The sequence below is a fragment of the Dyella thailandensis genome (assembly GCF_050749815.1).
Classification (GTDB): Bacteria; Pseudomonadota; Gammaproteobacteria; order Xanthomonadales; family Rhodanobacteraceae; genus Dyella_A.
On the sequence record NZ_CP192735.1, the window covers coordinates 1546104 to 1568386 of the forward strand.

Consider the following 22283-nt stretch of genomic DNA (forward strand, 5'->3'; position numbering starts at 1 on the left):
GTTTATACGTCTGGATGGCCAAACGGCGATGCTAGCATGCGTCATGCGGCGACTGTCTTCGCCTTCTGCTTGCTGCAGATGTCGCTCTCCTGCCGCGATGCCGCCGGCAGTCGGTCGGCCAGGAATTCGACCAGCGCGCGCACCCCCGGCAGCTGGCCGCGGCGACTCGGATAGACAAAGTGCATCACGCCCTCCGGCGCGCTCCACTGCGGCAGCAGCACTTCCAGCTCACCGCGTGCCACCGCCGGCGCGCAGACGAACTCCGGCAGCATCGCCACGCCGGCACCGCGCTGGGCGGCGGAGAGCAGCATCGCGAAATCGCCGCAGATCAGCCGCGGCTGGATGTCCACCACCACGCGCTCGCCGGAGGCATCGATCAGCTCCCAGCTTTGCGCGCCGTCGTGCTCGTTCATCGACAGGGCTGGCAGCGCGGAGAGATCCGCCGGGGTGGCGGGGCGACCGCGCTCGTCCAGCAGCTTCGGGCTCGCCACCGGCAGCACGCGCGACTGGCCGAAGCTGCGCACCACCAGCGTGGCGTCGGTATCGAGCTTGTTGCGCACGCGGATGGCGACATCGAAGCCTTCGCTGATCACATCGACGCGGCGGTTGGTCGCTACCACCCGAACCTGCACCTTGGGGTATTGCAGCAGGAAATCCGGCAACACCTGCGCCAGCATGGTCTGGGTCAGCGATACCGGGCAGCTCAGCCGCACCACGCCGCGTGGTTCGGCGCGCAACTCGTCCACCGCATCCTGCGCGGCGCGCGCCTCTTCGAGCACGGCGCGGCAGTGGCCGTAAAAGCGCTCGCCCACCTCGGTCACCACGAACCGCCGGGTAGTCCGCTGCAGCAACCGCACGCCCAGGCGCTCTTCCAGCTGCGCAATGCGCTTGCTCAGGCGCGACTTGGGGATGCCCAGCGCGCGACCTGCGGCCGAGAAGCCGCTGTACTCGACCACGGCGGCGAAGAAGTAGAGGTCGTTGAGGTCCTGCAAGGTGCCGGTGAGCGGATACATGATTGTTCCCATTAAAAGACAATACGTCCTGATTTGCCCATCTTATCCATTTATCGTTCGCAATCTATCGTTCTCTGCAACGCCGGACCGCCGGCCACCGCACGAGCACGAGGATTTTCGCCATGAACGTTCTGCATCTGGATACCAGCGCGCTGGGCACCTACTCCATCTCCCGCCAGTTGACCGCCGCCATCGTCGGCCAACTGCAGCGCGACGGCGTGGCCAGCTCGGTGAGCTACCGCGACCTGGCCGCCGATCCGCTGTCGCACTGGCTGCCGAACCCGGATCCGGCCAGCGACAACGCCCTGCGCGACGAAGCCGTGCTGCAGCAGTTCCTGGACGCCGACATCGTGGTGCTCGGCGCGCCGATGTACAACTTCGCCATCACCAGCCAGCTCAAGGCATGGCTTGATCGCGTGCTGGTCGCTGGGCGCACCTTCCGCTACGGGCCAAACGGGCCGGAAGGCCTGGCCGGCGGCAAGCGCGTGATCATCGCCTCCAGCCGCGGCGGCAAGTACAGCGAGGGCCCGGCCGCGGCGATGGATTTCCAGGAGCCCTACCTGCGCACGGTGCTGGGCTTCATCGGCATCACCGACGTGGAGTTCATCCGCGCCGAAGGCGTGGCGATGGGTGACGACGCCAAGCAGGCCGCGCTGCAGGCGGCGCATGCGTCGATCGGCCAACTGGCGCTGCGCAAAGCCGCCTGATCGACACCGCCGAGCGCATCTCGCCCACCGCGAGGTGCGCTCGGAAGCCCGCGCCGTCCTGTGTTCCAATGCGGCCTTTGGTGGGCATCCGGCCCGCCGCGGACCGATGGGGACGACGCGAATGAAGCCGATGATGCTGCGCCTGGCGCTGCCGATGATGCTGGGACTGGCCGCTCCGGCCATGGCTGCCGATCTGCTGGTGAAGAACGTCAACGGCTACACGCTGGACAGCCACGGCCAGCTGCAACGCTTCGATGCGCTGCTGGTCGATCACGGCAAGGTCGAGGCCACCGGCAAGCTCGCCACGCTGCAGCCGAAGGTCGGCACGGCACGTGTCATCGACGGTGGCGGCCGCACCCTGCTGCCAGGCCTGATCGATGCCCACGGCCACGTGATGGAGCTGGGCTACTACAGCACGCAGGTCGACCTCACCGGCACCCGCTCGCTGGATGAGGCGCTGGCGCGAATCAAGACATATGCGGACGCGCACCCCGACGCGCCGTGGATCATCGGCGGTGGCTGGAACCAGGAGATCTGGAAGCTCGGCCGCTTTCCCACCGCGAAGGAGCTCGACGCCGTCGTATCGAATCGCCCAGTGTGGCTGAGCCGCGTCGACGGCCACGCCGCCTGGGCCAACAGCGCGGCGATCCGCCTTGCCGGCGTCACCGCGAAAACCGCCGATCCCAAGGGCGGGCGCATCGAGCGCGACGCCAAGGGCAACCCGGCCGGCGTGTTCGTCGACGGCGCGACCGATCTGGTCAGCGCCAAGGTGCCGGAACCGACGCCGGCGCAGCGCACGGCCGCCCTGGACGCCGCCCTGGCCGAGATGGCCAAGGTGGGCCTCACCGGCGTGGGCGATCCGGGTATCGACACCGCCACCTACCGGCTCTATCGCCGCTACGCGGACCAGCACAAGCTGACCGCGCGCATCTACGCAATGATCCACAACACTGGCGCCGACTTCGACACCATCAGCCAGGGCGGCCCGCTGGTCGGCTACGGCAACGACTTCCTCAGCGTGCGCGCGGTGAAGCTGTATGCCGACGGCGCGCTGGGCAGCCGCGGCGCGGCGCTGCTGTCGCCCTATTCCGACGACACGCATAACCGCGGCCTGCTGTTCCAGCCGCAGCCGCAGCTCACCGCGATGATCGAGAAGGCCTTCGGCAAGGGCTACCAGGTGTGCATCCACGCCATCGGCGATGCCGCCAACCGCGAAGTGCTCGACAGCTACGCCGCCGCCTACAAGGTGCATCCGGAAGCCAAGGCGTTCCGCAACCGCGTGGAGCACGCGCAGATCGTGGCGGTGGGCGACATCCCCCGCTTCAAGACGCTCGGCCTGATCGCCTCGATGCAGCCCACCCACGCCACCTCGGACATGAACATGGCCGAGGCGCGCATCGGCCACGATCGCATGGCCGGCGCCTACGCGTGGCGCACCTTCCTCGACCAGGGCACGGTGATTGCCGGCGGCTCGGACTTCCCGGTCGAATCGCCCAACCCGTTCTTCGGCCTGTACTCCGCGGTGACCCGGCAGGATCACCAGGGGCAGCCGCCGGGCGGCTGGTACCCGCAGCAGGCGATGACGATGACCGAAGCGCTGCGCGCGTTCACCCTCGACGCCGCCTACGCCGAGCACGCCGAGAAGACGCTCGGCACGCTCGAGCCCGGCAAGTGGGCCGACTTCATCCTGATCGACCGCGACATCATCGCCGGCCCACCCGCCGACATCTGGAAGACCCGCGTGCTGCAGACCTGGGTCGGCGGCAAGCAGGTGTACGCAGCCGAATAAGCCGTTGGGTGATCCTGGCGCTGCCCGGGGTCATCCACTGCCACGCGTAAGTTGGTATCCCGCGGGCCTGCACTGCGCAGGGTAGGCCCGCCCTGCACTGACTTCCCATAACGTGGATGGGCGGCGCGCGAGCTGCAAAAACGGCGTCATTCCCGCTAAACGCTTTTTAACCGTCGGCGGCTGGTCAAGCGGGAATCGATCTTGCGTTGCGCACGATCCAATCGGCGTTCCATCAGCGCCGGCGTTCAGCCTCTGCCTCAACCTCTTTCCCGCAAGCCCGCTCTTGCGCGAATAGCGCCGAGAGACGCACCTCGCAGCCCATACCGTGCGCCGCCGGCTGCTGCGGCCTCTCCGCCTGTCTCGACGCCGGTTCACCGGGCATGGGCACCGCGAGTGGCACGCCCTCTCCCGCACCCTCGCCACCGAAGCCTTACCCCAGGGCGTCATCCCGGTCTTCCGCCGGACCTGTCGCGGATCGGCCCAAGAACGGCGCCACAGAGCGCTTTCCGGCATAGGCCATCAGTCATGTTGCGATTTTCGCGCTGGGCTATTGACGCCTCGAAATGTAGTGTTATAGTTCACTACAACACCGGTCCACGAGGTCACTAAAGGAGACCCGCCATGAAAGCACCGAACCTGCTCGCGCTGTCCGCCGCCGTCCTCATCACCGCCGCCGGCCTCGCCTCCATGAACCACGGCATCACCCGCGTGCCGGTCGCCGAGATCAACGGCATCCACGTCATCGATCTGGCCCCGGTCAACGTGACCCCGACTGCCGAAGAACTGCGCGCCGCCGCGCTGACCGCCGTCACCAACACGCCGGCGCTGCCGGCCCCGGGCGGCCTGGGTGGCCGTGCCGAAGCCGACATCCCGCTGGTCGGGTCGCAAATGGCCATGCCCTACTATTCGTTTGCCAACAAGCTCGGCCGCATCAGCAAGGAATAACTTCATGACCATTACCTGGAACGACAGCGTCCCGATCTATCGCCAGCTGCGTGAACGCGTCGTGGCGATGATCCTGGACGGCGCCTTGAACGAAGGCGACCCGCTGCCGTCGGTACGCCAGGTGGCAGCGGATTTCCAGATCAATCCGCTGACCGTCTCCAAGGCCTATCAGGAGCTGGTCGACGATCAACTGGTTGAGAAACGGAGGGGATTGGGGATGTTCGTCAACGATGGAGCGCGTGAGGCACTACTGAAGTCCGAGCGCGAGCGCTTTCTGCGCGAGGAATGGCCCACCCTGTTCGCCCGGCTGCAGCGCCTGGGCCTGGACCTGAAGACCCTGCTGCGCGAAGCCGGCGACGGCACGGAGAAAAACGCATGAACGCCGTAGTCACCGCCAGCGGCCTGAGCAAGCGCTACAAGAACACCGCCGCGCTGGACAACGTGAGTTTCACCATTCCCTCCGGCCGCATCGTGGGCCTGATCGGCCCCAACGGCGCCGGCAAAACCACCGCGCTCAAGGCGATCCTGGGCCTGACCCCGTTCGACGGCCAGCTCAGCGTGATGGGGATGGACCCGCGCACTGATCGCAACAAGCTGATGGAGCAGGTGTGCTTCATCGCCGACGTCGCGGTGCTGCCGCGCTGGCTGAAGGTGCGCGATGCGGTGGACTTCGTCGCCCACATCCACCCGCGCTTCGACCGCGCCAAGTGCGAAGCCCTGCTCAAGCGCACCAAGCTGACCCCCGACCAGCGCGTCAAGCAGATGTCCAAGGGCATGATCGTGCAGCTGCACCTGGCGCTGGTGATGGCGATCGACGCCCGCCTGCTGGTGCTCGACGAGCCCACGCTGGGCCTGGACATTCTCTACCGCAAGCAGTTCTACCAGAACCTGCTGGAAGACTACTTCGACGAGGACAAGACGATCATCGTCACCACCCACCAGGTGGAAGAGATCGAGCACATCCTCACGGACCTGATGTTCATCCGCGACGGCAAGATCGTTCTCAACACCGAGATGGATGCCATGGGCGAGCGCTTCATCGAGCTCATGGTGGGCGCCGATCGCGCCGACGCCGCCCGCGCGCTGCGCCCGATCGACGAACGCACCGTGTTCGGCAAGAGCATCTTTCTGTTCGACGGCGTCGAACGCGCGCAACTGGAGGCGCTGGGCGAAACCCGCCGCCCCTCGGTCAGCGACCTGTTCGTCGCCACCATGAAGGGAACCTACGCATGAAAACCCTGGCCCCGAAAAACTCGTCCCTGACGAATATGTACTGGCTGGTGAAACGCGAGTTCTGGGAGAACCGCGGTGGCTTCCTGTGGGCACCGGTAATCACCGGTGGCGTCTTCCTGCTGCTCAACCTGATGGGCATCATCACCGCCGAAGTGCTCGGCGCCCGCCACGGCATCCACTTCGGTGCCAGCGGCGAGCTGAGCAACGTCATGTCGCGCATGGATGCCGGCGACATGAGCAAGGTCGGCATGGTGCTCGACGTGGCCATGTACTCATCCATGGCCATCATCACCGTGGTGCTCGGCTTCGTGGTGTTCTTCTACTGCCTGGGTGCGCTGTACGACGACCGTCGCGACCGCAGCATCCTGTTCTGGAAGTCGCTGCCGATCTCCGACACCGGCACCGTGCTGTCCAAGGTGCTCAGCGCCACCGTGCTGGCTCCGGTGATCGCCGTGGTGGTGGGCATTGTGGCCGGCATGGCACAGCTGCTGATGGTGGCGATCACGCTCTCCTTCCACGGCGTCAACGTGTGGCAGTTGCTGATGCAGGCCCACCCGTTCCGCGTCATGGGCAACCTGCTCGGCTACATCCCGGTGTACGTGCTCTGGGCCCTGCCCTCCGCCGGCTGGCTCCTGCTCTGCTCGGCCTGGGCGCGCAGCAAGCCCTTCCTGTGGGCGGTCGCCCTGCCGGTCGCCACCGGCCTGCTGATCACCTGGTTCGGCATCATGGGCCTGTTCAACCTGCCCTCTGCCTGGTTCTGGAAAGAGATCGTCGCCCGCGGCCTGTTCAGCGTGTTCCTCGGCGGCAGCTTCGTGGTTTCCCACGGTAGCCCGCGCGCCGTCACCTTCGACAACAGCGGCAACCTGGACATGATGAGTCTCGGCCAGAGCTGGGCGGCAATGACCACGGCCAACCTGTGGATCGGCGTAGCCATCGGCATCGGCCTGATCGCCGCCGCTATCTGGTTCCGCCGCTGGCGCGACGACAGCTGACATCACTGCACGACGGCGGCCACACGGCCGCCGTCCTCCTTCCCGACGATGGATCTCACGGAGTCCTCCATGCGCATGCACCTTTTCCCCGCCCTGCTCGCCGCCGCCTTACTCGCCGGCTGCAGCGGTAGCGACGATCACCTCACCCTGATCGACGGCAGCAACACCAGCATCGAGAACGGCGCCATCCGCGTCGAAGGCAGCCAGATCGTGCTCCATCCCGAACACGGCGCCTCGGCCACCATCGGCGCCTCGGGCGATTTCGCGGTGGACGGCAAGCCGGTGCAGATCACGCCTGCGCAGCGCGCTCTGTTCCTGCAGTACTACGCCGGCGCCGAGGCCGTGCGCGAGCACGGTGTGGAAACGGGCAAGGTCGGCGCGGCGATTGCCGGTGAGGCCATCAAGGGCGCGGTATCCAACTTGGCCGGCGGCGAGGGCAAATCAGCCGAAGAAAAGGTGAACGCGCAGACCGACAAGGTGAAGCAGGCCGCGCTGAAGATCTGCGATGACCTGGAGCAGATCCGCAGCGCCCAGGAGCAGCTCGCTACCCAACTGGACGCCTTCAAGCCCTATGGCCAGCTGATCACCACCGATAGCGTGAGCGAGTGCCGCAAAGGCAACGACGACTAGTTTTCCGACCCGCAGCCACGTCCAGGCTGCGGCGGCCTGCCCGCCTGCGCCCCGGCGAGGCGGACATACCAATCATCCCAAGCAGGAAGGAATCCGATGAAGAACACCGCCATCACCAGTCGTGCGATCACCGCCAGTGTCCTCGCCCTTGCGTTACTGCTGCCGCTGGCGGCATGCAGCCAGACCGACCAGGCAGGCTCGAACAGCGCCGACAATGCCGCGCAGGCCATCAAGGACGCGCAGGACCAGACCTCCCCGTCCATGATTTCCGCCGAGATCCACAAGGGCATCGAGCAGGCCAAGCAGGAACTGGCCACCAAGGACATCGACATCAACGACGTCCACGTCGGTCACGGCCGCCACGACGACAAGGACGACCATGGCGACCTGCCCAAGGCCGTGATCACCCCGCAGGGCGAGCTGGTGATTGCCGGCAAGACCGTGCCGGCCACGCCCGAGCAGCACACCATGCTGGTGGACTACCGCCAGCAGATCATTGGCATTGCCGAGGCCGGCATGGAGATCGGCGAGCACGGCGCCAACCTGGGCACCCAGGCGGCCAAGGAAGCGATCTGGGGCGCGCTCACCGGCAAGAGCGACAAGGAGATCGAGGAGCGCATCAAGCCGCAGACCGAGCAGATCAAGGCCGCTGCCGCCAAGCTCTGCCTGCGCCTGCCCGACATGCTCAGCTCACAGCAGAAGCTCGCCGCGGCCATGCCGGAGTTCCGCCCCTACGCCACCATGACGCAGAAGGATGTGGATGACTGCGGCAAGGACGATGACAACCACGACTGACGGAATCCCGGGGGCGACGTGCCCCCGACCTCGACTCAAGGAGAGACCCCATGCGACATGCAGCAATCATCGGCACCCTGGCTCTGGCCGCCACGATGGCGTCAGCCGCCCACGCCGCCTGGCCCGGCTACATCAAGATCCATGGCACGACGGACAACCTGACCTGGCACAGTGCAAATGACCGTGCGCTCGAACTTTCATCCAAGGATGGCAAGGGCATCGAGGTTGTGACGATCTCGCCCGAGGGACAGAACGGCCTCCACAAAGGTGACCTGATTACCGCTGTGGACGGCCACGCGGTGGCCCACGTGGTGGACCTGGTGACCTTCGCGAACGCGCATATGCAGAATCAAGCGAAGCTGTCCGTCAGCCGAGGCGGCCACGACATGGACGTCATGCTCCCCGACGGTGCACTGGGTGCGCTGGTACACCCGCAGCCCTGATCCAACCGCACACGGCCCTCAGATAGAGCCCGGCGTCGAACTGACACCGGGCTCTATCTTTTGGGGTGTTCAAAGCATCGGCTGCACCATGCTCAACCGCCGCCACCGCCCCCGTGGATACCGCCCTTGGTGAGCGTCAGCGGATCGAGCAGCTTCTTCAGCTCGTCTTTCGACAGCCCGGTGGTTTCCAGCGCCACGTCCATGATCGGCCGCTGCTGCTTGTACGCCTTCTTGGCCGTGGCGGCGCCCTTCTCGTAACCGATCACCGGGTTCAGCGCGGTGACCAGGATCGGGTTCATCGCCAGCGCCTCGTTGACCCGCTTCGTGTTGACCTTGAAGCCGAGGATCGCCTTGTCCGCCAGCAGGCGCGACACGTTGGCCAGCGTGCCGATCGACTGCAACAGGTTGTACGCGATCACCGGCAGCATCACGTTGAGCTGGAAGTTGCCGGATTGCCCGGCAATGGTGATGGTGGCGTCGTTGCCAATCACCTGCGCAGCCACCATCGCGGTCGCCTCCGGGATTACCGGGTTCACCTTGCCCGGCATGATCGACGAGCCGGGCTGCAAGGCCGGCAGCTCGATCTCGCCCAGGCCCGCCAGCGGGCCGGAATTCATCCAGCGCAGATCGTTGGCGATCTTCATCAGCGCCACCGCCAGCGTCTTCAGCGCACCGGACAGCTCCACCGCCGCATCCTGCGCGGCCATGCCCTCGAAGTAGTTGGCGGCCGATTCGAACTTCACGCCACTGAGCTTCTTCAACTCCTTCGCCACTGCCGCACCGAACTTCGGATCGGCGTTGATGCCGGTGCCCACCGCCGTGCCGCCCTGCGGCAGGCGGCGCATGCGCTTCAACGCATCTTCAACGCGCTCGATCGCCGCGCCGATCTGCGCCGCCCAGCCGGAGAGCTCCTGGCCGAAGGTGATCGGCATCGCGTCCATCAGATGGGTGCGGCCGGTCTTGGCGACGTTCTTCAGTTCGCGGGCGCGGCGCTCGATGGTCTTCTTCAGGTACTTCAGCGCCGGCAGCAGTTCTTCCGTCGTCATCAGCGTGGCGCTGACGTGGATCGCGGTGGGGATCACGTCGTTGGAGCTCTGCCCGTAGTTCACATGGTCGTTGGGGTGCACCTTGCTGCCGGCCTTGGCGGCGAGGTGCGCGATCACCTCGTTGGCATTCATGTTGGTGCTGGTGCCCGAGCCGGTCTGGAACACGTCGATCGGAAACTGGTCGTCGAACTGGCCGTCCGCCACCGCCAGCGCGGCCTTGCGGATCGCCGCCGCCTGGCCTTTCTTCAGATGGCCCAGCGCGAGATTCGCCTCCGCCGCTGCCGCCTTGATCAGCCCCAGCGCGCGGATGAAGCCGCGCGGCAGCCGCAGCCCGGAAATGGGGAAGTTGTCGATCGCCCGCTGCGTCTGCGCGCCATACAGCGCCTCGGCCGGCACCTTCAGTTCGCCCATGCTGTCGTGTTCGATACGAAAGCCACTCATGGCCACACTCCTTGGAAAAGACCGCCGCACTATAAGCGCCTCCCCGTAAGCACCGCGAAAACGCCCCCCTGTAGGAGCCCGCTCGCGGGCGATGCTCTTGCTCCTGATCCCCATCGAAGTCTCCGGCAACGCACAGCCAAGCCAAAGAGCATCGCCCGCGAGCGGGCTCCTACAACGGCGGCAGCGCGTGAGCCGCCACCTTGGGAAGCCATGTAAAATGGCGGTTTTCCCGTTGCCGGAACGCCCCGATGTCCACCCACGCCCTCACCGCCCTGTCCCCACTGGACGGCCGCTACGCCAGCAAGGCCGAGTCGCTGCGCCCGATCTTCAGCGAATACGGCCTGATGCACCGGCGCGTGCAGGTGGAGATCGAGTGGCTGCTGGCACTGGGCGCCGAGCCGGCGATCGCCGAGCTGCCCGCCTTCGCGCCGGCGCAGATCGCTACGCTCAAGGCCATCGCCGCCGATTTCAGCGTGGACGACGGCGCCCGCATCAAGGCGATCGAGGCCACCACCAACCACGACGTCAAGGCGGTGGAGTACTTCATCAAGGAGCGCATCGGTGCCGACGCCGCGCTGGCCCAGGCCAAGGAGTTCGTGCACTTCGCCTGCACCAGCGAGGACATCAACAATCTCTCCTACGCGCTGATGCTGCGCGACGCTCGCACCGAGGTGCTGCTGCCGGCATTCGACAAGATCATCGCCACCCTGCGCACGCTGGCCCACACCCACGCCGCGCTGCCAATGCTCTCGCGCACCCACGGCCAGACCGCCTCGCCGACCACCCTGGGCAAGGAACTGGCCAACGTAGTCGCGCGGCTCGAGCGCCAGCGCAAGCAGCTGGCCGAGGTGGAGATCAGCGGCAAGATCAACGGCGCCGTGGGCAACTACAACGCCCACGCCATCACCTACCCTGAGCTGGACTGGCGCGCGTTCTCGCAGCGCTTCGTCGAGAGCCTGGGCCTGGGCTACAACGCCTACACCACGCAGATCGAGCCGCACGACGGCGTGGCCGAATACTGCGACGCGGTGCGCCGCGCCAACACGGTGCTGATCGACCTGGCCCGCGACATCTGGGGCTACATCTCGCTGGGCTACTTCAAGCAGGCGCTGAAGGCCGGCGAAGTCGGCTCCTCGACCATGCCGCACAAGGTCAACCCGATCGACTTCGAGAACGCCGAGGGCAACTTCGGCCTCGCCAACGCGCTTCTCGGCCACTTCGCCGAGAAGCTGCCGATCAGCCGCTGGCAGCGCGACCTCACCGACTCCACCGTGCTGCGCGCGCTGGGCACCGCCTTCGGCCACACACTGGTCGCGCTGGAGTCGCTGGCCAAGGGCCTGGGCAAGCTGCAGGTCAACCCGGACCGCCTCGCCGCGGACCTGGACGCCAGCTGGGAAGTGCTGGCCGAAGCCGTGCAGACCGTGATGCGCCGCTACGGCCTGCCCGAGCCCTACGAGCAGCTCAAGGCGCTGACCCGCGGCCAGGGCATCACCCGCGAATCGATGCGCAGCTTCGTCGATGGCCTCGATTTGCCGGCAGAGGCCAAGCAACGGCTGCTGGAGCTGACGCCGGGTGGGTATGTCGGACTGGCCGAGGACCTCGCCAAGGACATCTGACCGCCTCCGCTTTCCAGCGACGTAAACGCCCCGGCTGCATGCTCGGGGCGTTCCTTTTTTGGCCAATCGCTTATCGTCCGACAGGGGCGCGCCACCGCCGGACGATCGGATTGCGTGCAGACTAGGTGGACCAAGGTCAGATGCCCGAGAGATCGATCATGACGAACCGTCGCGCCTCCTGCAGTTGTGGTCAGCTCACGGCCAAAGTGAGTGGCGACCCCGTGCGCAACTCGATCTGCCACTGCCTGGCGTGTCAGCGCCGTACGGGCAGCCCTTTTGCGCAGCAGGCGCGGTTTCATCGCAGGGACGTAACCGTTGCGGGCACATCCACCGCATACGCACGGACCGGGGATGAAGGGTCCACATGCACCTTCCATTTCTGTCCGGTGTGCGGCACCACGGTCTACTACGAACCGGACACCATGCCGGACTTCATCAGCATCCCGGTGGGTGCGTTCGCCGATCCGCAGTTTCCGACACCCACGGTGTCCGTCTACGAATCGCGCATGCATCGCTGGGTGGTGCCGCCGGCGGAGGCGGAGCACTTCGATTGATCCGGGCGCCAGCACGGCGCCACGGCCACCGCGCTGGGGTAACCTTCCATGCCCGCAGTGGAGATCCCCATGACCATCGAAACCGAAGACGACGTTGTCGCCCTCAAGCGCATCGGCAGGATCGTTTCGTACGTGCTGCATGAGATGCTCGAGGCGGCCGAGCCGGGCATGACCACGCGCGAGCTCGATGCGCTGGGCGAGCGCCTGCTCGCGCAGCACGGCGCGCGATCGGCGCCCAGGCTGACCTACGGTTTTCCGGGCGCGACCTGCATCAGCCTCAATGAGGAGGCCGCGCACGGCATTCCCGGCGATCGCGTGATCGACGCCGGCGACGTGCTGAACGTCGACGTCTCTGCCGAGCTGGACGGTTATTTCGCCGACACCGGCGGCACGCGGGTGATACCGCCGGGCAACCCGCAGAAGACGCGCCTGTGCCACGCCGCGCGCACAGCACTGGAGCAGGCGATGAAGGTGGCGCGCGCGGGCCAGCCGCTCAACGGCATCGGCGCCGCCATCCAGCGCACCGCGAAGACCTACGGCTTCCGCGTCATCGAGAACCTCTCCAGCCACGGCGTCGGCCGGGCGTTGCACGAAGACCCGGAGCACATCCCTGGCTACTTCGATCCGACGGACGAGCGCGTGCTTAGCGAAGGCATGGTGATCACCATCGAGCCGTTCCTATCGACCAAAAGCCGCATCGTCAACGAAACCGACGATGGCTGGACGCTGGTGGGTGCGCGCGGCAACCTGTCGGCGCAGTACGAACACACGATGATCATCACCCGGGGCGACCCCATCGTGGTCACCCGGCACTAGCCGGCCGCGGCTGGAAGCTCACGCTGAAGCCGGGCTGGACCGTCACTCCCGGAACCCGCAAAGGCGACCTGGCGGTAAAGCACAGCGCGAGCCCCTGAGCACGACGCGGCCTGCCTGGGCGAGGAATCCCTCGGCCACCGGGCTGGCGGCTGGCAGCCCGGCGCGATGCTCCCGGCGCCAGATCGGGATCAGTCCAGGCGTCCTCTCCAATCGAAGTGCCGAAACGGGCGTACGGGCCGGTGTACTGTCCCGTGCGCGCATCCGTGCCTCATCGCAGGCCGCCCACGCCCGTCGCAGCCGCTGAGAGGCGCGCGCGCTCTGATGCCTGCGCCGGCCCTTGGCATCCGACCGCAAAGGTGAAATTATTTACACCATGTCGCTCACTACCCGCCAGGCCGAGATCCTCGCTTTTCTGCGCCAGCACGCGTCGGCGCAGGGCATGCCGCCGACGCTGCAGGAAATCGGTGCGGCACTGGGGATCGAGCACGTCAATGCGGTGGTGAAGCACCTGCGCGCGCTGGAGGCCAAGGGCCGGATCGCGCTGCTGCCGAACCGGGCGCGCGGTATCCGGCTATTGGATGGCTGGCCTGCCCCGGTGCCTGCCGACGACCTGCTCGCGCTGCCGCTGATCGGCCGCGTGGCGGCGGGCGAGCCCTTGCTGAGCGAAGCGAGCACCGAGCGCGTGCTGCGGCTGGATCCCGCTCTGTTCAAGCTGCGCCCGGATTACCTGCTGCGCGTGCGCGGCGACTCGATGCGCGACGACGGCATCCTCGACGGCGACCTGATTGGCGTGCACGCCACGCCGGTGGCCGAGCACGGCCAGACGGTGGTGGCTCGCGTGGGCGATGGCTTCACCGTGAAGCGGCTGTACCGCAAGGGTCGCCAGTTGCGTCTGCTGCCGCGCAGCGCCGGTTATCAGCCGATCGATCCCGACCCGCGCGAGGACTTCGCCATCGAGGGCCTGTTCGCGGGCCTGATCCGGCAGGGTTGAGCCATGGGCGATGTCCTGTCCGGCGCGGTGCTGTCACCGCTGTTTGATGCCCGCCGGCTCTGGCGCGGCCGCGCGCGGCCGGCCACCGAGGGCGCTCCCGACGGCGTGCCCACCGGCTGGGCGCCGCTGGATGCGGCCCTGCCCCAGGGGGGCTGGCCGGCGCATGCGCTGAGCGAGATCCTGCTGCCGCTGGACGGCGTGGGCGAACTCGAGCTGGTGCTGCCCGCGCTGGCCACGCTCGCCACCCGGCAGCGCCCGGCGATGGTGGTGGCGCCGCCGTATCTGCCCGGGGTGGACGGCTGGTCGGCGCGCGGCGTGGACATGCGTCACGTCACCATCGTGCGTGCCGGTTCGGGCAGCGATGCGCTGTGGGCGATGGAGCAATGCCTGCGTAGCAGCGCCTGCGGCGCCGTGCTGGGCTGGCCTGGCGAGGCCGACGAGCGCGCGCTGCGCCGACTGCAGGTGGCGGCAGAAAGCGGGCATACGCCCGGCTTCCTGTTCCGCGACCGCCGCCACGCCGCACACGCCTCGCCGGCGGCCCTGCGCATCGAGCTGGAGACCCAGCCGCAGCCGCAGTGGCGGGTGCGCAAATGCCGCGGTGGCCAGCCGCCGGCGCAGGCGTTCGTGCTGGCCCGCGCGGGCGCATGAGGTCGCGCCATGCTCTGGGCCTGCATCACCCTGCCGCATCTGGCATTGGACACGCTGCTGCGTCGCCGCCCGCCGGAGGACACCGCGCCGCTGGTAGTGATCGACGGCCCGCTGCAGGCGCGCCGCGTCCTCGACGCCAATGACGGCGCGCGCGCGGCCGGCATCCACCCCGGCCAGCCGCTGACCACCGCGCACGCCCTGCTCGCCCGCTTCGACGCCGTGCCGCACGACGCCGCGCTCACCGCGCGCCAGCACGATCTGCTCGGCGCCTGGGCCTATCGTTACAGCGCCGAGGTGCTGCAGCTGCCCAGCGCCATCGGACTGGAGGTGCAGCGCAGCCAGCGCCTGTTCGGCCGCTGGCCGCAGTTCCAGCAGAAACTGCGCGACGACCTGGCCGCGATGGGTTTTCGCCACCGCCTCGCGCTCGCTCCCACGCCGCTGGCCGCGCGCGTGCTGGCCGAAGCCGCGGACGGCGCCGCGCTGACCACGCCGGAGCAGCTCCACGCCGGGCTGGCCAAGCTGCCGCTCAGCATGGCCGGCCTGCCCGACGGACTGGACGAGGCGCTCGCGCGGATGGGCGTGCAGCGCCTCGGCGCCCTGCTGGCGCTGCCGCGCGACGGCCTGCGCCGACGCTTCGGTGCGGCGCTACTCGATCATCTGGACGATCTGCTCGGCGAACGCCAGCTGCCGCGCCCGCGCTACCAGCCGCCGGATCGGTTCGAGGCACGCATCGCGTTCAATTTCGACGTGGAGCAGCTGGCCTCGCTGGCGTTTCCGCTGCGTCGGCTCACCGGGGATCTCGCCGCGTTTCTCGCCGGTCGCGACGGCGGCGTGCAGCGTTTCACGCTGAGCCTGGGGCATCGCCGCCAGCGGCCCACCCACGTGCCGATCGGCCTGCTGCAGCCGGAGCGCGACGCCGCCGCCCTGTTCGAGTTTGCGCGCAGCCGGCTCGAGCGCATCACGCTCACCCATCCTGTGGAATGGCTGCGCCTGCGCGCCAGCGAGCTGCCACCGTTCGTGCCCGGGCGGCGCGACCTGTTCGACGTGCGCCCCGAGCATGCCATCCCGCTCGAGCACCTGCACGAACGCCTGCGCGCGCGGCTGGGCGACGACGCCGTGTACCGGCTGGAGGCCACCGGCGATCCGCGGCCTGAGCGCGCGCAGCGCGTAGCCTCCGCCGATTCGCGTGCCGCCAAACCTGGCATGCATCCGCGCCCCACCTGGCTGCTGCCGCAGCCGATCCCGCTGCGCACGCGGCACGTGCGCGTGCTGGCCGGGCCCGAACGCATCGAGAGCGGCTGGTGGGACGGCGGCGACCTGCGCCGCGACTACTACGTGCTGGAAACCGCCGAGGGCCAGCGCGCCTGGGCATTCTGTCCGCCTGGCGAGCGTCCGGACGAACGCCGCGGCTGGATGCTGCACGGCTGGTTCGCATGAGCCGGGACAAGCGCTCCCGCCTGCAGGTGGTGGCCTCGAATGACGCGACGACTGCCTCGGCCTCGCGCGCACACGCACTGCCGGCATCCGCGGCTGACCCGCCGCCCGGCTACGCCGAACTGCACTGCCTGTCGCCCTACTCCTTCCAGCGTGGCGCCTCGCATGCGGAAGAACTGTTCGCCCGCGCGCAGGCGCTGGGCTACACCGCGCTGGCGATCACCGACGAATGCTCGCTGGCCGGCATCGTGCGCGCGCTCGACGCGCAGGACGCCACCCGCCCGACCAAGGACGAACCGCCCGCCGTACGCCTGATCGTCGGCGCCGAATTCCAGCTCGACGACGGCCCGAAGTTCGTGCTGCTGTGCGAGGACCATGCCGGCTACACCCAGTTGTGCCGCGTGATCACGCAAGGGCGCCGCCGCGCCGACAAAGGCACGTACCGGCTGACCCGCGCCGACTTCGCCCACGGCCTGCCCGGCACCTTGGCGCTGTGGCTACCGGATACGAAACCCCAGATCGAGCACGGCCACTGGCTGGCGCAGACCTTCGCCGGCCGCTGCTGGCTGGCGGTGGAACTGCACCACGGCCCGGATGATCGCCAACGCCTGCACGCACTCACCGAGCTGGCCGCCGCGCTGGATCTGCCGCTGGTCGCCAGCGGCGACGTGCACATGCACGTGCGCAGCCGCCGCGCGCTGCAGGACACGCTCACCGCGATCCGCCACCGCCAGCCGGTGGCCGACATCGGCGACAAGCTGTTTCCCAACGGCGAGCGCCACCTGCGCCGGCGCGAGGTGCTGGCGGCCAACTACCCCGTCGCGCTGATGGACGAAACCCTGCGCATCGCCGCACGCTGCACCTTCGACCTGCGCACCATCCACTACCGCTATCCGAAGGAGCTGGTGCCGGAGGGTCACACCGCCGCCTCGTGGCTACGCCAGCTCACCGAAGCGGGCATGCGCTGGCGCTGGCCGAATGGCGTGCCGGAGGCCATCGGAACGCAGATCGAGCGCGAGCTGAAGCTGATCGGCCAGCTGCAGTACGAGGCCTACTTCCTCACCGTGGCCGACATCGTGCACTTCGCTCGGAGCGAGAAGATCCTCTGCCAGGGTCGCGGCTCGGCCGCCAATTCGGCCGTCTGTTTCGCGCTCGGCATCACCGAGGTGAACCCGGGCAAGATCGACCTGCTGATGGAGCGCTTCATCTCCGCCGAGCGCAACGAGCCGCCGGATATCGACGTCGACTTCGAGCACGAGCGACGCGAGCAGGTGATCCAGTACATCTACGCCAAGTACGGCCGCGAACGCGCCGCGCTGGCCGCCACGGTGATCCGCTACCGCGGCAAGAGCGCGGTGCGCGACGTGGCCCGCGCGCTCGGCCTGCCGATGGACCAGGTGAACCAGCTCAGCCGCATCTTCGCCCGCGGCCAGGGCGAGACGCCGCTGCCGGTGCTGCTGCGCGAAGGCGGCTTCGATCCGGACAGCCCGCTGATCCGCCGCGTGCTGCAGCTCACCTTCCAGTTGCTCGACTTCCCGCGCCACCTCTCCCAGCACGTGGGCGGCTTCGTCATCAGCGACGCCGCGCTGGACAGCCTGGTGCCGGTGGAGAACGCGGCGATGCCCGATCGCACCATCATCCAGTGGGAGAAGGACGACCTGGAATCCATGCGCATGCTCAAGGTCGACTGCCTCGCGCTGGGCATGCTCACCTGCATCCGCAAATGCCTGCACCTGCTGCGCACCGAGCGCGGCCGCGACTTCCCCACCCTCGCCTCGCTGCCGCAGGACGACGAGCCCACCTATGAAATGATCCGCCGCGCCGAGACCGTGGGCGTGTTCCAGATCGAGAGCCGCGCGCAGATGGCGATGCTGCCGCGGCTGCGGCCACGCGAGTTCTACGACCTGGTGATCCAGGTGGCGATCGTGCGGCCCGGGCCGATCCAGGGAAACATGGTGCATCCCTACTTGGAGCGCCGCCATGGCCGCGGTGAGCGCATGCAGCACCATCCCAGCGTGGCGGCGATCTTCACCAAGACCGAGGGCGTGCCGCTGTTCCAGGAGCAGGTGATGAAGCTGGCCATCGTCGCGGCCGGCTACAGCGCCGGCGAGGCGGACCAGCTGCGCCGTTCAATGGCCGCCTGGAAGCGCCACGGCGGCATGGAACCGCATCGCGAACGCATCACCGCCGGCCTGCTCGAACTCGGCTACACCGACGAATTCGCCGCGCAGCTGTTCGAGCAGATCAAGGGCTTCGGCTCGTACGGCTTTCCCGAATCGCACGCGGCCAGCTTCGCCAACCTGGTCTACGTCAGCTGTTGGCTCAAATGCCATGAGCCCGCGGCGTTCGCCTGCGCGCTGCTCAACTCGCAGCCGATGGGCTTCTACGCGCCCAGCCAGATCGTGCAGGAGCTGCAGCGCATCGGCCGCGTCGCCGTGCGTCCGGTCGACGTGCGCCACAGCCAGTGGGACTGTACGCTGGAAGATGACCCCCGCAATGCCCGCGGCCAGCCCGCGCTGCGGCTGGGCCTGCGCATGATCAACGGCCTGAGCGAAGCGGTCGCCCGCACCATGGTCGCGGCGCGCGAGCAGCGCGATTTCCGCGACGTGGAAGACCTCTGCCTACGTGCCGATCTCAATCGTCACCACCGCGAGGCGCTGGCCGAAGCGGGCGCCCTGCGCGGCCTCGCTGGCCATCGTCACCGCGCGCGTTGGGCCGTCACCGGCGTGCAAGCACAACTGCCGCTGTTCGAAAGCCAGGCCAGCGTGGAAACCGCCGCCGTACTGCCCTTGCCCAGCGTGGCCCAGGACACCGCCGCCGACTACGCCGCCACCGGCCTCAGCCTCGGCCCGCACCCGATGCGCCAGTTGCGCGCCCAGCTGCGCGCGCGGCGCTGCCGCGATTCACGCGAACTGCTGAACGCCCCGCACGGCAGCCCCGTGCGGGCCGCCGGTTTAGTGATCACCCGCCAGCAACCGGGCACCGCCAGCGGCGTCATCTTCGTCACGCTGGAAGACGAGCACGGCCCGATCAACGTGATCGTCTGGCAGCACATCGCCACCCAGCAACGCCGCCCCCTGATCAGCTCCCGCCTGCTGATGGTCGACGGCCAGTGGCAACACGTCGACGGCGTACGCCACCTCGTCGCCCACCGCCTCACCGACCTCAGCGACCTGCTCGGCAAACTGCAGGCAGGGTCGCGGGATTTTCATTGATGCAGACGCTATGGACAGGACCACGCGTTTTTGCATCCATCGATTAAAATAAAAAGGCGTCCACGTGGGACGCCTTTTCGGCATTAGACCTGATTAATCGTTCGCCTTGGCCTTTAGCTGAAACATTTTCGCACCGTCAGGCCAGTGGTTGGTAACCCAGCACTCATCCTCCTTAAGCTGGCAATCTCCAACCGGATTACCGGAGTCCACACATTCCTGGTAGAGCCTTCCGCAGTCCAGATGAGCTGCCACCTTGGGCGCATACAGTGAAATCGCACCCGCAACCAATGTGACGGCGATAATCGGAAGCATTGCTTTCATCACGCTATCTCCTTGCGTAAGGGACGAAGCCCGCTACAGCCAGCGAGCACGATAAACTCTGTAACTCCGCAAGGGACAGCGCTGTAGGCCATTGCAGGATCAGCCTGTAGGAAATTGCTATACGAACAGTAACTGTGCGACACCTCACATAAATAACGTCTATCTGGCGCGGAAAAGAGCTGCGAAATGTGGTGGGGACAACGACTCGGCTCAAGGCACAGTTGCGCCGTCATACCACCCGACGAAAGCCACCTTGCAGGCTCCCATGGACTGGCGTCAGCTCTTGCGCGCTAACGCCTTCCGATGATCCTCAGTCAGTCCTGCACATCTCACCCCCGAAACGTGTAGGACGCCTTCAGATAGACCTCCCGGCCGTCGCCACCGATCGCCGGTGCTGCGGGCTGCTCGTTGCCGGAGCGCACGCCCCAGTAGAGCTGGCATTTTCTCGACACGTCCCAGTTGAACTGCACGCTGGCGGTGCGGCTGCGGTAGTGGTCTGTCTCGGGAACGTTGCGCGCGCTCGCATAACGCTGCCAGGTGAGCAGCGCAAAGAAGCGTGCGTTGAAGTGCCAAGTGCCGATGAACTGCGTGGCCGTTTCGATCAGCCGTCGCTGTTCGCCGGGCTTGCCGTGCAGGACATTGCGGTCGTACTGCACTTCCAGCTCCAGCCGATCCAGCGGGCGTGTCAGCACGCGCCATCCGAGCGTGGTCGAGGGCACCACGTCGCCGCTGGCGTAGTCGACGACCTCCCCGCGTTTGCCGGTGAAGGCCACCAGAGGCACCCATCGCCCCGGGCTCGCACTGAATTGCCATGCGAGGTAGCGGGTGCGTCGCGCGTGGCCCTGGGCGTCGAGCACCATGGCGTGCGGATGCCACGAGATATCCGCGGCGAAGCCCTTGTAACCGGCCAGCACCAGACCGGGCGCGGCGTCCGATTCACTGCCGCGGTTCGAGCCCAGCCCACGCAGGCGGTCCACCGACACGTACGGCTCGATGGTGTTGAGCCATTTTGCCGTCGAATAGAACGGGCGGTAGTACTCACCGTGCAGCGACTGGTAGCCCACGCGCGGCACATAGCCCAGCCAGCTTCGAAAGCCCGGGGAATAGCGCTCGTAGCGCAGTGACCAGACCTGATCGGTGCTGTGATCCCACTGCAGCAGGGTTGCCGAACCCTGCACCGCCTGACCATGCCAGCTTGGGGCGAGGTCCGGTCGGTTCGGATTGCGCGTGTGCGAGGCCAGCCATTGCCCGGTCACCCGATCGGTATCGCTGGACCAGGTGGCGTCGCTGCCGCCGACCAGGTTGCGGCTGCCGTCGTCGTTGCGCTTGGCTGCCACCAGGCCGCCGACATCGCCGTGTGCGAGCGTGCTGCGCAGGCGCGCGAAGGCATCGTCGGAATCGAAATCCGGCAGTACCAGCGTGGAGCCGAGAAAGCCTGGCTCGATGATCGCCGGCCGCCCGCCATCGCGGGCACCGAAGGCGGTGTATTCCAGCCCGGCCGAGCGCTGGGTGTAGCGCAGGCCGTAGTCGGGCGCAGCGATGCTGCGCGTATAGACGGCCGGAATCGCCGTCGTCACCAGGTCGGCCCCTTCGCGAAAGAACGGCCGCTTCTCCGGCAGGTCCAGGGCAAAGCGCTGGTTCGCGGTGAGCTGGGCCGAGTCCGCTTCCACCTGGGAGAAATCGGGCCGTACGGTGAGGTCGAGCGCCGCACCGTCGCGCGGCAGCCATTTGGCGTCGAGGCTGGGTTGCAGGCGGACGTCGTCGGCGTGGCCAAAGCTGCCGCGATCGCGACGACGGGTGATCGTGCCACTGGGCGTCACGATCAGGTGTTCGGACTTGGCCTTCAGGTCGGGAAACACCACCGTGCCGGCATAGCAGAGAAAGCAGTTCGAGTCGTGCGGAAACGGGGCGCTGGCCATCTGCGTGTTCTGATCGCGCGGCACGCCGCGCGTCACCACCACCGCCCACCGCTGCAGGCCGCTGCGCGAGATGCGCAGGGTCGACAGGGGGATCCGCATCTCTGCGCTCCAGCCGCGCGCGTCGATGTGCGAGGCGACCTCCCAGTCGTAGTCAGGATCGAGCGTCTCGGTCTCCTGCGCTTCGTTCTGGTAGCCGTCGGTGCGCGTGCCGCGCGCGTTGACGCGGAACAGGTACGAACCGCGTCGCGAGCCCTGCGGGTCGAGATAGATCTGCACGTAATCGTGGGTGGAGTTGACCTTGTCGCGACGCACGAACGGCGTTCGCAGCTGACTGGGATGCTTCAGCCACAGGCGAAACCCCATGTAGAGAAAATCATCGTCGTACGCCAGGCGCACCTCGGTGCGCTCGGGTGCCGGCACCAGCGAGCCGGGATAGGTCTCGTAGAAGCGGTCGATGACCTGCGCCGACGCCCAGACCGGCTCATCCAGGCGTCCGTCCAGGTGAATCGGCTGCGTCGTGCGCGTTGCCGTGATCGAGGCGGCGGCGGCCGCGTGCAACGACATCGCCAGGGTGAAGAGCAGCAGTCCAGTCAACCAACGCATGCGAATGAGGTGTCCAGCACGGGAGAGCCTCAGCAATCGCAAAGCGGCGCGGCGCCGGTCAAAGACTTTTCGCCGAGCGGTAGCCGCGGCTCGGTGAGCGGCCTTGCCCTCGCCCAGGCCGTGTCGCAATCT

Annotated in this window: 20 protein-coding genes; 16 read left to right on the top strand and 4 right to left on the bottom strand. The window is 67.5% G+C overall.

The genetic code is table 11. From position 1 onward, the window contains the following. Nucleotides 1–41: 41 nt before the first annotated feature. Nucleotides 42–1013, bottom strand: a complete 972-nt coding sequence (locus ACQVBX_RS07140) for a LysR substrate-binding domain-containing protein (RefSeq protein WP_431637458.1) — start codon at nt 1011–1013, stop codon at nt 42–44. A gap of 122 nt (nt 1014–1135) precedes the next feature. Between ACQVBX_RS07140 and ACQVBX_RS07145 the strand changes: the two genes are divergently transcribed. The 9 genes from ACQVBX_RS07145 to ACQVBX_RS07185 all read left to right on the top strand — a co-directional run bounded on the left by ACQVBX_RS07145 (nt 1136) and on the right by ACQVBX_RS07185 (nt 8547). Beyond that, on the top strand, nt 1136–1720 hold the full coding sequence (locus ACQVBX_RS07145; RefSeq protein WP_431637460.1) for an FMN-dependent NADH-azoreductase: 585 nt from the start codon (nt 1136–1138) through the stop codon (nt 1718–1720). A 121-nt stretch (nt 1721–1841) separates the two neighbouring features. Next, nucleotides 1842–3509, top strand: coding sequence for an amidohydrolase (locus tag ACQVBX_RS07150; RefSeq protein WP_431637462.1), 1668 nt, complete (start codon nt 1842–1844; stop codon nt 3507–3509). A gap of 621 nt (nt 3510–4130) precedes the next feature. Beyond that, nucleotides 4131–4454, top strand: coding sequence for a hypothetical protein (locus ACQVBX_RS07155; RefSeq protein WP_431637464.1), 324 nt, complete (start codon nt 4131–4133; stop codon nt 4452–4454). 4 nt (nt 4455–4458) lie between these two features. Beyond that, nucleotides 4459–4833 carry a GntR family transcriptional regulator gene (locus ACQVBX_RS07160; protein WP_431637466.1) on the top strand — a complete coding sequence of 125 codons (375 nt, stop codon included), beginning with the start codon at nt 4459–4461 and terminating at the stop codon, nt 4831–4833. Then, the gene (locus ACQVBX_RS07165) at nt 4830–5687 is read left to right on the top strand and encodes an ABC transporter ATP-binding protein (protein ID WP_431637468.1); all 858 of its coding nucleotides are present in this window, start codon (nt 4830–4832) and stop codon (nt 5685–5687) included. The genes ACQVBX_RS07160 and ACQVBX_RS07165 overlap by 4 nt, the downstream gene beginning before the upstream one ends. Further along, nucleotides 5684–6679 carry an ABC-2 transporter permease gene (locus ACQVBX_RS07170; RefSeq protein ID WP_431637470.1) on the top strand — a complete coding sequence of 332 codons (996 nt, stop codon included), beginning with the start codon at nt 5684–5686 and terminating at the stop codon, nt 6677–6679. The genes ACQVBX_RS07165 and ACQVBX_RS07170 overlap by 4 nt, the downstream gene beginning before the upstream one ends. Nucleotides 6680–6748: 69 nt before the next feature. Then, a complete protein-coding gene (locus tag ACQVBX_RS07175; RefSeq protein WP_431637472.1) occupies nt 6749–7309 on the top strand; it encodes a hypothetical protein in 561 nt (186 codons plus the stop codon). Nucleotides 7310–7405: 96 nt separating this feature from the next. Continuing rightward, nucleotides 7406–8104 carry a hypothetical protein gene (locus ACQVBX_RS07180; RefSeq protein ID WP_431637474.1) on the top strand — a complete coding sequence of 233 codons (699 nt, stop codon included), beginning with the start codon at nt 7406–7408 and terminating at the stop codon, nt 8102–8104. A 50-nt stretch (nt 8105–8154) separates the two neighbouring features. Next, the gene (locus tag ACQVBX_RS07185) at nt 8155–8547 is read left to right on the top strand and encodes a PDZ domain-containing protein (RefSeq protein WP_431637476.1); all 393 of its coding nucleotides are present in this window, start codon (nt 8155–8157) and stop codon (nt 8545–8547) included. A 92-nt stretch (nt 8548–8639) separates the two neighbouring features. Here ACQVBX_RS07185 and ACQVBX_RS07190 read toward each other — a convergent pair whose 3' ends face one another. Further along, nucleotides 8640–10034: a class II fumarate hydratase gene (locus tag ACQVBX_RS07190; protein WP_431637477.1), complete on the bottom strand. Its 1395-nt coding sequence runs from the start codon at nt 10032–10034 to the stop codon at nt 8640–8642. Nucleotides 10035–10282: 248 nt separating this feature from the next. On the opposite strand from ACQVBX_RS07190, the gene purB reads away from it, so the two are divergent. From purB to ACQVBX_RS07225, 7 genes are all read left to right on the top strand, one after another. Continuing rightward, nucleotides 10283–11650: an adenylosuccinate lyase gene (gene purB / locus ACQVBX_RS07195; RefSeq protein WP_431637480.1), complete on the top strand. Its 1368-nt coding sequence runs from the start codon at nt 10283–10285 to the stop codon at nt 11648–11650. 158 nt (nt 11651–11808) lie between these two features. Then, nucleotides 11809–12204, top strand: a complete 396-nt coding sequence (locus ACQVBX_RS07200) for a GFA family protein (protein ID WP_431637482.1) — start codon at nt 11809–11811, stop codon at nt 12202–12204. Nucleotides 12205–12273: 69 nt separating this feature from the next. Beyond that, nucleotides 12274–13020 (top strand): type I methionyl aminopeptidase, encoded by a 747-nt coding sequence (gene map / locus ACQVBX_RS07205; RefSeq protein WP_431637483.1) that lies wholly within the window; start codon nt 12274–12276, stop codon nt 13018–13020. A gap of 373 nt (nt 13021–13393) precedes the next feature. Further along, on the top strand, nt 13394–14011 hold the full coding sequence (gene lexA / locus ACQVBX_RS07210) for a transcriptional repressor LexA (RefSeq protein WP_431637485.1): 618 nt from the start codon (nt 13394–13396) through the stop codon (nt 14009–14011). A gap of 3 nt (nt 14012–14014) precedes the next feature. Further along, the gene (gene imuA, locus ACQVBX_RS07215) at nt 14015–14659 is read left to right on the top strand and encodes a translesion DNA synthesis-associated protein ImuA (RefSeq protein ID WP_431637487.1); all 645 of its coding nucleotides are present in this window, start codon (nt 14015–14017) and stop codon (nt 14657–14659) included. A gap of 9 nt (nt 14660–14668) precedes the next feature. Beyond that, a complete protein-coding gene (locus ACQVBX_RS07220; protein ID WP_431637489.1) occupies nt 14669–16096 on the top strand; it encodes a Y-family DNA polymerase in 1428 nt (475 codons plus the stop codon). Then, a complete protein-coding gene (locus ACQVBX_RS07225; RefSeq protein ID WP_431637491.1) occupies nt 16093–19308 on the top strand; it encodes an error-prone DNA polymerase in 3216 nt (1071 codons plus the stop codon). Before ACQVBX_RS07220 ends, ACQVBX_RS07225 begins: the two co-directional genes overlap by 4 nt. A gap of 93 nt (nt 19309–19401) precedes the next feature. Here the strand turns inward: ACQVBX_RS07225 and ACQVBX_RS07230 are convergent, their stop codons facing one another. Beyond that, nucleotides 19402–19629 carry a hypothetical protein gene (locus tag ACQVBX_RS07230; RefSeq protein WP_431637493.1) on the bottom strand — a complete coding sequence of 76 codons (228 nt, stop codon included), beginning with the start codon at nt 19627–19629 and terminating at the stop codon, nt 19402–19404. A 329-nt stretch (nt 19630–19958) separates the two neighbouring features. Further along, nucleotides 19959–22151: a DUF5916 domain-containing protein gene (locus ACQVBX_RS07235; RefSeq protein ID WP_431637495.1), complete on the bottom strand. Its 2193-nt coding sequence runs from the start codon at nt 22149–22151 to the stop codon at nt 19959–19961. Nucleotides 22152–22283 lie beyond the last annotated feature (132 nt).